Source organism: Bacillus sp. SIMBA_031 (assembly GCF_046535225.1).
Lineage (GTDB): Bacteria > Bacillota > Bacilli > Bacillales > Bacillaceae > Bacillus > Bacillus velezensis.
This window is the reverse complement of record NZ_JAWRXC010000001.1, coordinates 583,274-596,921: the sequence shown is the minus strand read 5'-3', so window position 1 is coordinate 596,921 and position 13,648 is coordinate 583,274. Positions and strand designations below refer to the sequence as shown.

At 44.7% G+C, this 13,648-nt stretch carries 16 protein-coding genes and 1 pseudogene; 6 read left to right on the top strand and 11 right to left on the bottom strand.

Translation table 11 applies throughout. The annotated features are described in order from the left end of the window. Nucleotides 1-105 precede the first annotated feature (105 nt). Nucleotides 106-294 (top strand): YlaF family protein, encoded by a 189-nt coding sequence (locus tag SB724_RS02985; RefSeq protein ID WP_003154504.1) that lies wholly within the window; start codon nt 106-108, stop codon nt 292-294. Between the two features lie 311 nt (nt 295-605). Further along, the gene (locus SB724_RS02980) at nt 606-1,223 is read left to right on the top strand and encodes a hypothetical protein (protein ID WP_082997967.1); all 618 of its coding nucleotides are present in this window, start codon (nt 606-608) and stop codon (nt 1,221-1,223) included. Between the two features lie 37 nt (nt 1,224-1,260). Here SB724_RS02980 and SB724_RS02975 read toward each other — a convergent pair whose 3' ends face one another. Next, on the bottom strand, nt 1,261-1,554 hold the full coding sequence (locus SB724_RS02975; RefSeq protein WP_007611188.1) for an anti-sigma factor family protein: 294 nt from the start codon (nt 1,552-1,554) through the stop codon (nt 1,261-1,263). Then, nucleotides 1,551-1,685, bottom strand: a pseudogene (locus SB724_RS02970) (RNA polymerase sigma factor); the annotation flags it as partial. The pseudogene SB724_RS02970 and the gene SB724_RS02975, both read right to left, overlap by 4 nt. Before the next feature lie 366 nt (nt 1,686-2,051). On the opposite strand from SB724_RS02970, the gene SB724_RS02965 reads away from it, so the two are divergent. Beyond that, nucleotides 2,052-3,617 (top strand): M4 family metallopeptidase, encoded by a 1,566-nt coding sequence (locus SB724_RS02965; protein WP_032874795.1) that lies wholly within the window; start codon nt 2,052-2,054, stop codon nt 3,615-3,617. A 51-nt stretch (nt 3,618-3,668) separates the two neighbouring features. On the opposite strand, the gene SB724_RS02960 is transcribed toward SB724_RS02965, so the two are convergent. From SB724_RS02960 to SB724_RS02950, 3 genes are all read right to left on the bottom strand, one after another. Next, the gene (locus tag SB724_RS02960) at nt 3,669-4,121 is read right to left on the bottom strand and encodes a GNAT family N-acetyltransferase (RefSeq protein WP_410570037.1); all 453 of its coding nucleotides are present in this window, start codon (nt 4,119-4,121) and stop codon (nt 3,669-3,671) included. Further along, nucleotides 4,108-4,905 (bottom strand): inositol-1-monophosphatase, encoded by a 798-nt coding sequence (suhB, locus tag SB724_RS02955; protein ID WP_017417710.1) that lies wholly within the window; start codon nt 4,903-4,905, stop codon nt 4,108-4,110. The genes SB724_RS02960 and suhB overlap by 14 nt, the downstream gene beginning before the upstream one ends. A gap of 133 nt (nt 4,906-5,038) precedes the next feature. After that, nucleotides 5,039-5,227 (bottom strand): hypothetical protein, encoded by a 189-nt coding sequence (locus SB724_RS02950; protein ID WP_007409669.1) that lies wholly within the window; start codon nt 5,225-5,227, stop codon nt 5,039-5,041. Nucleotides 5,228-5,463: 236 nt separating this feature from the next. Here SB724_RS02950 and SB724_RS02945 point away from each other — a divergent pair, with 236 nt between their 5' ends. Beyond that, nucleotides 5,464-6,096 carry a DUF1054 domain-containing protein gene (locus SB724_RS02945; protein WP_007409668.1) on the top strand — a complete coding sequence of 211 codons (633 nt, stop codon included), beginning with the start codon at nt 5,464-5,466 and terminating at the stop codon, nt 6,094-6,096. Between the two features lie 34 nt (nt 6,097-6,130). Here the strand turns inward: SB724_RS02945 and SB724_RS02940 are convergent, their stop codons facing one another. Then, nucleotides 6,131-6,397 (bottom strand): UPF0223 family protein, encoded by a 267-nt coding sequence (locus tag SB724_RS02940; protein WP_032874789.1) that lies wholly within the window; start codon nt 6,395-6,397, stop codon nt 6,131-6,133. A 179-nt stretch (nt 6,398-6,576) separates the two neighbouring features. On the opposite strand from SB724_RS02940, the gene SB724_RS02935 reads away from it, so the two are divergent. Continuing rightward, on the top strand, nt 6,577-8,049 hold the full coding sequence (locus tag SB724_RS02935) for an aminotransferase class I/II-fold pyridoxal phosphate-dependent enzyme (protein WP_410570034.1): 1,473 nt from the start codon (nt 6,577-6,579) through the stop codon (nt 8,047-8,049). A gap of 47 nt (nt 8,050-8,096) precedes the next feature. Here the strand turns inward: SB724_RS02935 and SB724_RS02930 are convergent, their stop codons facing one another. Then, the gene (locus SB724_RS02930) at nt 8,097-8,216 is read right to left on the bottom strand and encodes a GapA-binding peptide SR1P (protein WP_003154518.1); all 120 of its coding nucleotides are present in this window, start codon (nt 8,214-8,216) and stop codon (nt 8,097-8,099) included. 113 nt (nt 8,217-8,329) lie between these two features. Continuing rightward, a complete protein-coding gene (locus SB724_RS02925; protein WP_007409665.1) occupies nt 8,330-9,130 on the bottom strand; it encodes a polysaccharide deacetylase family protein in 801 nt (266 codons plus the stop codon). Between the two features lie 248 nt (nt 9,131-9,378). Between SB724_RS02925 and SB724_RS02920 the strand changes: the two genes are divergently transcribed. Beyond that, nucleotides 9,379-9,753: a hypothetical protein gene (locus SB724_RS02920; protein WP_007409664.1), complete on the top strand. Its 375-nt coding sequence runs from the start codon at nt 9,379-9,381 to the stop codon at nt 9,751-9,753. A gap of 47 nt (nt 9,754-9,800) precedes the next feature. On the opposite strand, the gene lpdA is transcribed toward SB724_RS02920, so the two are convergent. The 3 genes from lpdA to pdhB form a co-directional block, all read right to left on the bottom strand. After that, the gene (gene lpdA / locus SB724_RS02915) at nt 9,801-11,213 is read right to left on the bottom strand and encodes a dihydrolipoyl dehydrogenase (protein WP_410570031.1); all 1,413 of its coding nucleotides are present in this window, start codon (nt 11,211-11,213) and stop codon (nt 9,801-9,803) included. Between the two features lie 4 nt (nt 11,214-11,217). After that, nucleotides 11,218-12,546, bottom strand: coding sequence for a pyruvate dehydrogenase complex dihydrolipoyllysine-residue acetyltransferase (gene pdhC, locus SB724_RS02910; RefSeq protein ID WP_007611173.1), 1,329 nt, complete (start codon nt 12,544-12,546; stop codon nt 11,218-11,220). A 122-nt stretch (nt 12,547-12,668) separates the two neighbouring features. Next, the gene (gene pdhB, locus SB724_RS02905) at nt 12,669-13,646 is read right to left on the bottom strand and encodes a pyruvate dehydrogenase complex E1 component subunit beta (RefSeq protein WP_003154528.1); all 978 of its coding nucleotides are present in this window, start codon (nt 13,644-13,646) and stop codon (nt 12,669-12,671) included. Nucleotides 13,647-13,648: the final 2 nt, after the last annotated feature.

The following is a 13,648-nucleotide window of genomic DNA, read 5'->3' as shown; positions in this document are numbered from 1 at the left end:
ATCTCCTAAAAAAATTAGATAACTTTCATATTATACCACACATCCTCTTTAAAAGCGTTACGTTTTTCTGTAAACTGAAAGTATGACGTTAAAGGGGATGGAAATATGAAAAAATTGAATTGGCTCTTATTATTATTTGCATTCGCAGCAGTCTTCAGCATGATGCTGATCGGCGTATCAATCGCTGAGAAAAGCGCATGGGGCATCATCGGAAGCATTGTTCTCGTTATTGCCATGATGGGAAGCGGTTTCACCGTAAAGAAAAAAATGCGCGAACAGGGACTGCTTGATTAAAAGCATGACCCTTTGCAAAATTCCGTAAACATGGAAAGCACAATATCTTATGAAGCCTGAATCAAAGATTCAGGCTTTTTTACATCCTCAAAACAGGCTTTAGATGTAAGGCTTATCTCCCCCGCCGCCTAGTCAGGAAGCCGGAAATGACGGCCCCCACTCTAGTTACATCAGCAGATTCCCTCAGAAAATGAAGTCTGAAATAGTCCGGCATCGTTATGCAGAAAATACCATACCTCCTATATCAATTCCATCATTGTCTTTTTATACTTGTGGCTGTAAGCAAATACACATGACAAGGAGAGAATGAAATGAAAACATCTTTTTTGAAGAAAACCGCTGTAACTGCCGCCGCAACCGCCTCAGCCGCCTTGCTTGCATTCAGTCCGCTTGATTCTGCCGGTGCAAAAACGATCCAGGCAAATGAACCGCATGTCCTGCAGACTTCCGCAGAGAAAACACCGAAAAACGCGGCAAAACTCATTGACATCATCAGCCAATCGATTTACGAAAAAGACGGTGTCTATTATTTTGACGGTGAAAAAGCGGTTGAATTGGGATTAGATCAAGAACAAGCCCAGATCATTCAAAAGCTGTGGGACAGTTCAACCGAATTTTTAACCGTTCTTTCCCAATGTATTGAGAAAACGGACGGCGAATATACATTTAATAAAGAAAAAGCGGTGGAGCTCGGCTTTACGGAAAAAGAGGCCCTTATCGTTGATCAGCTGTTCACCGCTTTTTCCCAAAGTCTTCATATCCTTCAATCTGCACTGATTGAAGAAGACGGTGTGTATACGTTTGATCAGGACCTTGCTGAAAAAGCAGGAGCAGGAAAAAAAGAAGCAAAGCTGTGTGCCGGATTCTTTAATTCACTGCCCCAGGAATTACTTGAAGGCATTTATACAGCCTTTCATCCGGCTGAGTAAACGGATAAAACGCCCGGTCATTCAGCCGGGCGTTTTTTTAAATCAGCAGTTTAAGGATCAGCATGATAAAGAAAACAGCGCCGAACATACAGGCTGCTTTTATCAGCAGTTTCCCGTAATACCGTTCCTTAAACCGCCTTTCTTCTTCTGCATAACAAGCTGGCGCCTTCATCTCAGGGCTGCCGAGGTCAAGCGGCTCCTTCATCATATGATATAAACTCCCGCACTTACCGCATGATTCAAGATGGCGGGAAATAAACCGCTCCGTTTCTGTTTCACAATCGCCTTCAATATATAAAGGGAGTAAATCTCTCACTAAACAGCAAGTCATATCTGTCCGTCCTTCCTTTTTTCCGCCAAGTGCTGTTTCAGCTGCATTCTTGCCCTGTACAGGGTGCTCTTCACCTTCGAAAGACTCCAGTCCAAAACATCAGCAATCTCTTCGTAAGACAGCTCTTGAAATATTTGTCGAAATGCTGAATAAAATGACTGAAAATCTCTGACATCTGAAACAATCCTTTTCGTTTATTAAGGCCTCACCCGTTTAGACAAACGGCTATAAAAAAAGTTTTACAGATCGGAACATTTTTCCCCTATCATTTTTCCCGACTTCATTTGTCATTTTTTTCAGAATAAATCGCATCATTCGACTCATGTCTGATTCAACACGTGCCTCTCGGCTTATCCCTCGATGCTGGCCGCCGGAAGCCTTTCCGGGACGATTCTATCAATTCATCAGCGGAGTCTAGTTTTATATTGCAGAATGAGAGAATGCTGGTTTATTATAACAATATAAGTTTTCATTATTTTCAAAAAGGGGGATTTATTGTGGGTTTAGGTAAGAAATTGTCTGTTGCTGTCGCCGCTTCCTTTATGAGTTTAACCATCAGTCTTCCGGGTGTTCAGGCCGCTGAGAATCCTCAGCTTAAAGAAAACCTGACGAACTTTGTGCCGAAGCATTCTTTGGTGCAATCTGAATTGCCTTCAGTCAGTGACAAAGCAATTAAGCAATACTTGAAACAAAACGGCAAAGTCTTCAAAGGCAACCCTTCTGAGAGACTGAAGCTGATTGACCACACGACTGATGATCTCGGCTACAAGCACTTCCGTTATGTGCCTGTCGTTAACGGTGTGCCTGTGAAAGACTCGCAAGTCATTATTCACGTCGATAAATCCAACAATGTCTATGCGATTAACGGTGAATTAAACAACGATGCTTCTGCCAAAACGGCAAACAGCAAAAAATTATCTGCAAATCAGGCGCTGGATCATGCTTTTAAAGCAATCGGCAAATCACCTGAAGCCGTCTCTAACGGCAACGTTGCAAACAAAAACAAAGCCGAGCTGAAAGCAGCGGCCACAAAAGACGGTAAATACCGCCTCGCCTATGATGTAACCATCCGCTACATCGAACCGGAACCAGCTAACTGGGAAGTAACCGTTGATGCGGAAACAGGGAAAGTCCTGAAAAAGCAAAACAAAGTGGAGCATGCCGCTGCAACCGGAACAGGTACGACTCTTAAAGGAAAAACGGTCTCATTAAATATTTCTTCTGAAAGCGGCAAATATGTAATGCGTGATCTTTCTAAACCTACCGGAACGCAAATTATTACGTACGATCTGCAAAACCGACAATATAACCTGCCGGGCACGCTCGTATCAAGCACTACAAACCAGTTCACAACTTCTTCTCAGCGCGCTGCCGTTGATGCGCATTACAATCTCGGCAAAGTATACGATTATTTCTATCAGACGTTTAAACGCAACAGCTACGACAATAAAGGCGGCAAAATCGTATCTTCCGTTCATTACGGCAGCAAATACAATAACGCGGCCTGGATCGGCGACCAAATGATTTACGGTGACGGTGACGGCTCATTCTTCTCGCCTCTTTCCGGTTCAATGGACGTAACGGCCCATGAAATGACACACGGTGTTACACAGGAAACAGCCAACCTGAACTATGAAAATCAGCCGGGCGCTTTAAACGAATCCTTCTCTGATGTATTCGGATACTTCAACGATACTGAGGACTGGGATATCGGTGAAGATATTACGGTCAGCCAGCCGGCTCTCCGCAGTTTATCCACTCCGACAAAATACGGACAGCCCGACCATTACAAAAATTATCGAAACCTTCCGAACACTGATGCCGGCGACTACGGCGGCGTGCATACAAACAGCGGAATTCCGAACAAAGCCGCTTACAACACGATTACAAAAATCGGCGTGAAAAAAGCGGAGCAGATTTACTATCGCGCACTAACGGTATATCTCACTCCGTCATCAAACTTTAAAGATGCAAAAGCAGCTTTGATTCAATCAGCGCGGGACCTTTACGGCTCTCAAGACGCTGCAAGCGTAGAAGCGGCCTGGAATGCGGTCGGTTTGTAAACAAGAAAAGAGACCGGAGAAATCCGGTCTCTTTTTTATATCTGAAACATTTCACAATGGCTTCACCATGATCATATATGTCTTTTCCCGATCGTCTTTTTCAAGCTTGAGCTGTTCAAAGCCGCATTGGCTTAAAAACAAAACCCATCCCTGCCTGTCCAGAGGAACGGCTGAAAACATTGCTTTATGCTCCCCTCTCAGCCGGCCCGCAATCTCTTCAATGACCGCGCGTCCGATTCCTTTCTCTTTTGTCTCCGGAGCGACGGCCACGGTTCCGAGCCACGGTTTTCCGTTTGAAGGGGCCCATTCCAAATGAAAACTGACGGCGGCAGGAGCGCCGTCAATCTCCCATACGAGCCACGTTCCATTGTACATAGAGTATGAAAGCATAAACTCCGCCGCATTTTTTGTTCCGAACTCTTCGTTTTTCCACACCGGGTGTGATGCCGCCAGCTGCTCCAGAAACCCGAGATCTTCTTCTTCAAAATCTCTACCTGTCAGCATGTAAATAGTCGTCAAAAATAATTTTATGTATTGCCGGGTTGCCCGCAAGCACGCTGTGGTTGTCTAAAAACGTAAACGGTTCGCCGTCTGTGGTCGTGTAAATGCCCCCGACTTCGTTCAGCAGCACGCAGCCGGCAGCGTAATCCCACGGCGCGAGCCTCATCGTAATGTATGCGTCAATGCGGCCGGCCGCAACACTGGCCAGCTCAAGTGCCGCCGAACCGTAGGAACGCGTTCCTCTGACCCGTTTTACGAGCGGCGCTAAAATACTCGGGTCAATCCTTCTGTTTTCCGTCACCCATGTGGCATTGATTGCAATAATGGCTTCTTCAATGGAAGCTTCTTTTAAAGGAGCAAGCGGCGTATTGTTCAGATAAGCTCCTTTTCCGCTGAATGCGTGATACAGCTCGTCCTGCATCACATCATAAATTAAGCCGATTTTGCCTTTTCCGTCTTCAAAGATGCCGATGGAGATCGCGAAATGCCGCTTTTGATGGACAAAATTCATCGTTCCGTCGATCGGATCAATAATCCAGACGATTCCGTCAAGGGAGCGGAGTTTATCTCCCTGCCCTTCTTCTCCGAGAATCCGGTGTCCGGGAAAAGTTCCCTGTATACGGTCAATGAAAAAGCGCTCCGTCTCTTTATCAATATTTGTGACTAAATCATTCGGATTTGATTTTGTTTCAATCGTCAAGCTTTCCTGCATGGATTGTCTGATTCTCGTTCCGGCTTCTTTTACCCACTTTTTTGCGATATCATCAATTTCCGTCCAATTTGTCATACCGTGTACCTCTTTTCTATGTATAGCTTATTCTATAGCATACTGATAAAGGCGATGAAAAAGCAAGGAAAATGAAAAAAATGCCTTCTCACGTAAAAACGAACCATTTCCTGCGGTTCGTTTTTACTATTCTTTATCCGTTAAGCCGAATCCATTCTTTTCTGAGACGTTCCAGTTTTCTTTTGCTGAGATCGATTTGATCTGCATTCTCTTTTTGCATGGCCTCATACAGGGTTGCCAATTCATAATCAACCTCTAGTCTCCAGACAGCTACACGGTTATTTTTTTCCTCCCTGAATCCTTCCTTCACCACTTGCCTCATTGTCTTTCGCCCCTTCCAGAGATCATTTGTTAAAAAAGCATCCCATTTTTCCAATTTATTAATGATACTTCTTATATCGTATGGAAACTTATATTCGGCTGTAACAACATTCTTAAAATTGTGTGTTTACCTATTCGTTTTTTACCACCAATCCTCCCAGCTCAAACGTTCTCAATGTTTTTGCGGCCGGCGGCGGCTGTGGTAAAATATGAATACTTACGATAAGGAGGAAAAAGATGACTCAGATGCGTTTTACAAAAGAAGACTTCGATACATTTACAATAGAAGGTTTAGATCCGCGCATGGAGGTGTTAAAAGAACAAGTCCGTCCAAAGCTGACCTTGTTAGGAGAGCATTTCGCACCGACATTGTCAGCATTGACAGGAGATGAAATGTTCCCGCATGTCGCCAAGCACGCGAGAAGATCTGTCAACCCGCCGGCTGACAGCTGGGTTGCCTTTGCCAACAGCAAACGCGGGTATAAGAAACTCCCTCACTTTCAGATCGGTTTATGGGACACCCATATGTTTGTATGGTTTGCCATCATTTATGAATCTCCGATAAAAGAGGAATACGGCAGATTGCTGGAAGCGAAGCAGGAGGACATCACAAAACAGATTCCCGGTCATTTTGTATGGTCGCCGGATCATACGAAGCCAGGTGCGTACAAGCAGTCCGACATGGATCAGGAGCAGCTGAAAACATTATTTGAACGCCTGCAGACAGTGAAAAAAGCAGAGCTTTTGTGCGGCATTCAGCTGCAAAAAGAAGACGTGATCAACATGAACAACAATGAGTTCCTGCAAACCATTGAAGATGCTTTTAGGAAGCTTTCCTTTTTATACACACTGACTCAGAAAGTCTCATAACATAAAAAGCGGGCCGATTGCCGGCTCGCTTTGTCTACATTTTGATAATCGCTTGATCTGATTGTTTCGCCTGTTTCACAGTCCGATACGGGGAATAGGTGCTGTCAGCTTCAAATTGGCTGCAGATTTTCTTTTCTTCCGCCTTCCCGGGAACGATTTCTTTAAAGCGGCGGTACGTATTCAGAAGTCTGTCCCGGTCAGCTCCTTTTTCATAGGCGTTTTCCACCTGCTGAAAAAAAGCAATGACATCCACGGCCTCCTCTGTCGTCCAGTCCTCATTCATCGGATATTGATATTCCAAATGTCTTCACTCCTTTATAATCATGCTCAAAATAAGCATCTTCCATAGATCATAAATTGTTCTTTACTTTCTTTCAAGTTCATAATATAATTCATTTGTTTTACGTTTAAAAAACGGGTAATAAAACTGAATGTAATACAAACTAATCCGTAGGTATTATGATAAAGGTGGGAAAACAATTGCCGCAACATGAAACACCCCTGTACAGCGGACTGAAAAAGCACGCGGACAGACAGCCTGTCCAATTCCACATTCCGGGCCATAAAAAAGGCGCGGGAATGGATCCGGAATTCAGACAATTTATCGGAGAAAACGCGTTAAGTATAGATTTAATTAATATCGAACCCCTGGATGATTTACATGCGCCAAAAGGCATCATTAAAGAAGCCCAGGATCTGGCCGCGGAAGCATTCGGCGCAGACCATACCTTCTTTTCCGTTCAAGGGACGAGCGGCGCCATTATGACGATGGTCATGGCCGTATGCGGACCCGGAGATAAAATCATCATCCCGAGAAACGTTCATAAATCCATTATGTCGGCCATTGTATTTTCCGGAGCGGTGCCGATTTTTATACACCCGGAAATTGACGATGAGCTCGGAATTTCTCACGGCATTACGCTTGAGTCCGCCGAGCGGGCTTTGAAGGAGCACCCTGACGCAAAAGGCCTGCTTGTCATAAATCCGACGTACTTCGGTGTGGCAGCGGACTTGAGCAGCATTGTAAAGCTCGCGCATTCTTTCGATGTGCCTGTGCTTGTCGATGAAGCGCACGGCGTGCATATTCATTTTCATGATAAGCTTCCTCTGTCCGCCATGCAGGCGGGCGCTGATATGGCAGCCACAAGCGTGCACAAATTGGGAGGCTCCCTGACGCAGAGCTCCATTTTAAATGTGAGAGAAGGTCTTGTTTCCAAAGAAAGAGTACAGTCGATTTTAAGCATGCTGACGACAACGTCAACATCCTATCTGCTTCTCGCTTCACTTGATGTCGCAAGAAAACGCCTCGCTACAGAAGGCCGCGATCTTCTTGAAGATACGATTCTGCTGGCGGATCAGACGCGGGAACGTCTCAATCAAATTGAAGGCATCCGCTGTGTCGGCGAAGAAATCACAGGGTCTAAAGCTGCATTCAGTTATGATCCGACTAAATTAATCATTTCGGTCAAAAACCTCGGCCTGACGGGTCATGACGTTGAAAAATGGCTCCGCGAATCATATAATATCGAAGTCGAGCTGTCCGATTTGTATAATATTTTATGTATTTTCACCCCCGGCGACAGAGCGGGAGATGCCGACCGTCTTGTAAGCGCGCTTACAGACATTTCAAAGCAGGCTTCCGACAATGACTATGCTCATCAGCAAACCGAAGTTCTGCTTCCTGAAATTCCTCTGTTAGCGATGACGCCAAGAGACGCGTTTTACGCAAATACAGAAGTCATTCCGTTAAAAGAATCCGCGGGACGGATCATCGCAGAGTTTGTCATGGTGTACCCGCCGGGAATTCCGATCTTTATTCCGGGTGAGATCATTACTGAAGAAAATATCAGCTACATTTTTAAAAACTTGGACGCCGGCCTTCCTGTGCAGGGTCCCGAAGATGCAACGCTTGAAATGATCAGAGTCATCAAAGAGCAAAAAGCCATCCAATAAACATAAAGAAGCCCGAAACGAAATCGTTTCGGGCCTTTTTACGCTTTTTACTCTTCTTCAAGATGACACTGGCATTGTCCGCAGCATGTTCCGTATAACGTCGTGACCTTCTCATCCTCAAAGTAATGAATCGCTTCGTTACAGTCTTGGCAAACAATTGTACCCATCTGTCATTCCCCATTTCTCAGAATTTGAAAACGCTTAATTTTCACTTGTTGTTATTATATTATTATGTCACATTTAATATGTCAACCGATAAATTGTATAACACATTTATTTTTTACGGTCTTTTTATAGCTCGAGGGTCAATTACAGTATATCCTTTATGACGCAATCCTTTTACAATGTCCGGCATGGCTTCCGCCGTCCATTTCCGGTCATGCATCAATATGTTGGCCCCGTCCCGCAGATAAGGACTGTTCAGTGTGATATCGGTAAGCGCTTTTTTGGATTGATATTTCTGATCCCAATCATACCCGAAGGTCCAGTTCATTTTCACCATACCTTCTTTTTTTATAAGTCTGTCACTGTAGTCTGTATTGCTTCCGAAAGGCGCCCTGAAAAATGCGGGCTTCTCTCCTATTACCTTTTCAACCGCTTTATTGACGCCAATGATTTCTTCCCGTTGTTTTTGTTCGGAAAGATCTTTTAAGTTTTGATGAGTCATTGTATGATTTCCGATCATAAAACCTAACTCATGAATATGCTTAAGCGCTTTCTTATTTTCATCTTTTTTCAAAAAATGTCCGTTTACAAAAAAGATCGCTGATGCATTGAGATCGTGCAGTTTGTCCGCAATCTCAGCGGCATGCTGATCAGGCGCGTCATCGATCGTTACCAATGCGATCGGTTTTTTCTCTTTCTGTTCATCCATTTTTTCCACAGAAAAACTTTTCGGATTGATATAGTAACGGGGCTCCGCCTTTTGTTTTTTCTGTTTTTCCTCTTTTGTATGGTGGTTTTCCCGTTTGGCGTGATTGGCCGCGGCTTGAGAATGGGGTTTGTTTGTTTGCATCTTTTCATTTGATTGGCAGCCGGCGAGTAAGCACATACATATGACGGCTGCAGCGGCTTTATACATGACAATCCCTCCTGATATGGTTTTGCCCTCAGTATAACGAAAAAACAGCGCTCTCACGAAAAACAATGTGCCTTTTTTACACATCGGCTGCGCAAGTTGTCACACGTATTATTTCTTCATTAAAAACGGTTTCAATTATATAACAATTCAGTAACAAGCCTTAGGTTTTTCACCTCTCGTGATACACTTGATATAGTCCTTATAAATGGATGAACCAATATATTATATAAAACAGAGGAGTAAGATAGATGCGCTACCGTACGGTGATTCCCTTTTTTTTGATGCTGTTCGTTCTGTCAAGCTGTTCGGTTTCTACTGTCAGTCCATTCACAAAAAACCGGATCGACAGCATTCATCACACTCAAATCTTGTTTTTTTCCGATGAAAATCATATAGATAAAGAAGTGCCTTATTACGATGCGATCCTTGATTTAGAAAAGAAATATCCCCATCATGTCGATCAAATGAAGGTTTATGACAACAGAAAGGGATGGGAAGAGGAAATCAACACGTTCCCTGCGCTGATGGTGATCAATCATCGGCATGTGGTCATGAAGATTGAGGGATCCGTAAAGAAAAAAGAGGATATCATCAAACCTATGCAGCATGTGCTTGCACAATAAAAACAGCCCCCGCTTTTACAAACGGGGGCTGTTTCTTTGTTACATTATTATTTGACGATATGGATCGGGCTTCCGATTGCTACTTCGGCAGCTTCCATAGTGATTTCGCCCAATGTCGGGTGAGCGTGAATTGTCATTGCGATATCTTCAGCAGTCATTCCGCCTTCGATCGCCAGACTCAATTCAGAAATCATGTCAGAAGCGCTTGCGCCGGCAATTTGCGCACCGATTACAAGACCGTCTTCTTTACGAGTGATCAGCTTCATGAAGCCGTCAGTTTCGTTAAGAGACAGCGCACGTCCGTTGGCTGCAAACGGGAACTTAGCTGCAACGACTTCAATGCCTTCTTCTTTCGCCTGTGCTTCAGTGTAACCGACAGAAGCCAGTTCAGGCTCAGAGAATACAACCGCCGGAATACCGAGGTAATCGATTTCAGCCGGCTCTCCTGAAATAGCTTCCGCAGCGATTTTACCTTCGTAAGACGCTTTGTGAGCCAATGGAGGTCCGTCAATGATGTCACCGATTGCGTAGATGTTCGGTACGTTTGTGCGGCACTGCTTGTCTGTTTTAATGACACCGCGGTCAGTCATTTCGATACCGACTTGCTCAAGGCCGAGCTCATCAGTGTTCGGACGGCGTCCGACAGTGATTAATACGTAATCAGCATCAACCGTTTTTTCTTCGCCTTTTACTTCGAATGTAACTGTTACGCCGTCAGGTCTTTCCTCAACGCCTTTAGCCATGGCGCTTGTATGGATTTCAACGTTGCCTTTTTTCTTCAGTCTGCGGGTAACGAGAGAACTCATTTGTTTTTCGAAGCCAGGAAGAATTTCATCTCCGCCTTCTAAAATAACCAATTCAGTTCCGAAGTTCGCATACGCTGTTCCAAGCTCAGTTCCGATATATCCGCCGCCGATAACAACGAGCTTTTTCGGAATTTCTTTAAGCGCAAGTGCGCCTGTAGAGTTCAGAACGCGTTCGCTATATTTGAAGTTTGGCAATTCGATAGGGCGAGAACCGGTAGCAATGATTGCGTTTTTAAATGTGTATGTTTGCGCAGAGTTCTCATCCATTACACGGACAGAGTTGCTGTCTACGAAATAAGCTTCCCCTTTTATAACGTCCACTTTATTTCCTTTTAAAAGACCTGCAACACCGCCGGTAAGCTTATTTACAACAGAAGCTTTCCATTCTTGGACTTTTGTAAAGTCAACCGTTACGTTCTCAGCAGTGATTCCGATGTCATCTGAATGTTTTGCATTCTCGTAACGATGGCCTGCATTGATGAGCGCTTTTGAAGGAATACAGCCGACGTTCAGACAAACGCCTCCAAGAGTTGCTTTTTCAACGACTGTTACTTTTTGTCCAAGCTGAGCAGCGCGGATGGCAGCTACATAGCCGCCGGGTCCCGCACCAATCACAAGAGTATCTGTTTCAATAGGGAAATCTCCTACTACCATAACATTACGCCTCCATTAAAATAAGTTGTGGATCGTTCAGTAAACGCTTGATGTGGTTTAACGCATTTTGTGCAGTTGCTCCGTCAATCATACGGTGGTCAAAGCTGAGAGAAAGAGCTAAGACAGGAGCAGCTACAATTTCACCGTCACGGACGATCGCTTTTTCAGCAATACGGCCGATGCCGAGAATCGCAACCTCTGGGTGGTTGATAACCGGTGTGAACCATTGGCCTCCGGCAGAACCGATATTTGTGATCGTGCAAGAAGCGCCTTTCATTTCCGCAGGTGCAAGCTTGCCTTCACGCGCTTTTGTAGCAAGGCTGTTGATTTCATCAGAGATTTCGAAAACGGCTTTACGGTCGGCATTTTTCACTACCGGCACAAGCAGGCCTTTTTCGGTATCCGCTGCAATTCCGATGTTGAAGTAATGTTTTTGGATCACTTCATCTGTTTTATCATCAATAGATGTGTTTAAAACAGGGAATTTTTTCAAAGCGGATGTTAATGCTTTGACGACGTAAGGCAGATAAGTCAGCTTGATGCCTTGATCAGCAGCAACTTGTTTGAACTGTTTGCGGTGAGCAACAAGATTTGTTACGTCAACTTCATCCATAAGAGTTACGTGCGGTGCAGTATGCTTAGAGTTCACCATTGCTTTCGCGATCGCTTTACGGATACCGCTCATTTTTTCGCGTGTTTCAGGGAATTCGCCTTCAGGAGCCTGAGCCGCTGCAGGTTTAGCTGTTTCCTGAGGTGCAGCTGTTTCTTGCGGTGCCGCTTCTTGAGCCGCTCCTCCATTTGCAAAGCTGTCGATATCTTCTTTTACAACACGTCCGTTATTGCCTGAACCTGTTACTTTACGGATATCCACGCCTTTTTCACGGGCATATTTGCGTACGGAAGGCATCGCGATCACGCGTTTGTTCGGATCAGCTTCCGCTTGGTCCTGCTGTCCTGCGCCGGTTTCTTTTGCAGGCTCTTTAGGAGTCTCTTCTTTAGAGATATCCTGCCCTGCTTCAGCAGACGACTGAACTTGAGCTTCAGTTTTCGCATCTCCTGAATCATGGCTTCCTTTAAATTGAAGATCTTCGTAACCAGGTGCGTCAAACGTAATAATCGTTTGTCCAACAGTTGCAACTGTTCCCTCTTCAACTTTTAATTCTAATACTTTTCCTTTAACAGGTGAAGGAATTTCTACCACTGCTTTATCATTTTGCACTTCAGCCAGAACATCGTCTTCTTCTACCTCGTCGTTCGGCTTAACAAACCATTTTACGATTTCGCCTTCGTGGATACCTTCCCCGATATCCGGAAGTTTAAATTCAAATGCCACAGTTTTCGACCTCCTAGTTGATTAAGCAAATTTTAGTTATGCATTCGCAAGCATTGAACCTAGTAAACAGACTCCTTCATATAGAGAAAAGGACTCTCTTTACCGTCTTTTATGATGCCTGATTAAAATTCAAGAACTTTTTTCGCAGTTTCAAGAACGTCTTTATGGTTTGGAAGCCATACGCTCTCAGCAAGCGAGAAAGGAAATACTGTATCAGGCGCCGCAACACGCAGAACCGGAGCTTCCAGGCTCAGAATCGCGCGGTCATTGATTTCAGCTACAACGTTGGCAGCGATGCCGGCTTGTTTTTGAGCTTCTTGCACGACAATTGCGCGGCCTGTTTTTTCAACAGAAGCAATAATCGTATCAATATCAAGCGGACTTACAGTGCGAAGGTCGATAACTTCAGCAGAAACGCCTTCTTTTTCAAGCTCTTCAGCAGCCTTAAGCGACTCATGAACCATCGCGCCGTATGTGATGATAGAAAGGTCAGTACCTTCGCGTTTCACATCAGCTTTGCCAAGCTCGATTGTGTATTCCTCCTCAGGAACTTCCTGACGGAAAGAACGGTAAAGTTTCATATGCTCTAAGAAAACAACCGGATCATTGTCTCTGATAGAGGCAATCAGCAGTCCTTTTGCATCGTAAGGAGTGGAAGGGATAACAACTTTAATACCCGGCTGCTGAGCGATAAGGCCTTCCAAACTGTCAGCGTGAAGTTCAGGTGTATGAACCCCTCCGCCGAATGGAGAACGGATTGTCACCGGAGAAGTCCAGCGTCCGCCGGAACGGTAGCGGAGACGAGCCATTTGTCCTGAGATTGAATCCATTACTTCATATACGAATCCGAAGAATTGGATTTCCATAACAGGACGGTAATCTTGCAGGCCTAAACCGAGAGCGAGACCGCCGATACCGGATTCAGCAAGTGGCGTGTCAAATACGCGGTCCTCACCGAATTCTTTTTGAAGGCCTTCAGTTGCACGGAATACGCCTCCGGCAACGCCTACATCTTCCCCGAAAAGCAGAACGTTTTCATTGTTTTTCAGTTCTGTGCGTAACGCATCAGTGATTGCTTGAATCATTGTCATTTGCGCCATGG

Coding starts and splice junctions, on each gene's coding strand:
- SB724_RS02985 (WP_003154504.1), top strand. CDS start 106: ATGAAAAAATTGAATTGGCTCTTATTATTATTTGCATTCGCAGCAGTC.
- SB724_RS02980 (WP_082997967.1), top strand. CDS start 606: ATGAAAACATCTTTTTTGAAGAAAACCGCTGTAACTGCCGCCGCAACC.
- SB724_RS02975 (WP_007611188.1), bottom strand. CDS start 1,554: ATGACTTGCTGTTTAGTGAGAGATTTACTCCCTTTATATATTGAAGGC.
- SB724_RS02960 (WP_410570037.1), bottom strand. CDS start 4,121: ATGCTGACAGGTAGAGATTTTGAAGAAGAAGATCTCGGGTTTCTGGAG.
- suhB (WP_017417710.1), bottom strand. CDS start 4,905: ATGACAAATTGGACGGAAATTGATGATATCGCAAAAAAGTGGGTAAAA.
- SB724_RS02950 (WP_007409669.1), bottom strand. CDS start 5,227: ATGAGGCAAGTGGTGAAGGAAGGATTCAGGGAGGAAAAAAATAACCGT.
- SB724_RS02945 (WP_007409668.1), top strand. CDS start 5,464: ATGACTCAGATGCGTTTTACAAAAGAAGACTTCGATACATTTACAATA.
- SB724_RS02930 (WP_003154518.1), bottom strand. CDS start 8,216: ATGGGTACAATTGTTTGCCAAGACTGTAACGAAGCGATTCATTACTTT.
- SB724_RS02925 (WP_007409665.1), bottom strand. CDS start 9,130: ATGTATAAAGCCGCTGCAGCCGTCATATGTATGTGCTTACTCGCCGGC.
- SB724_RS02920 (WP_007409664.1), top strand. CDS start 9,379: ATGCGCTACCGTACGGTGATTCCCTTTTTTTTGATGCTGTTCGTTCTG.
- lpdA (WP_410570031.1), bottom strand. CDS start 11,213: ATGGTAGTAGGAGATTTCCCTATTGAAACAGATACTCTTGTGATTGGT.
- pdhB (WP_003154528.1), bottom strand. CDS start 13,646: ATGGCGCAAATGACAATGATTCAAGCAATCACTGATGCGTTACGCACA.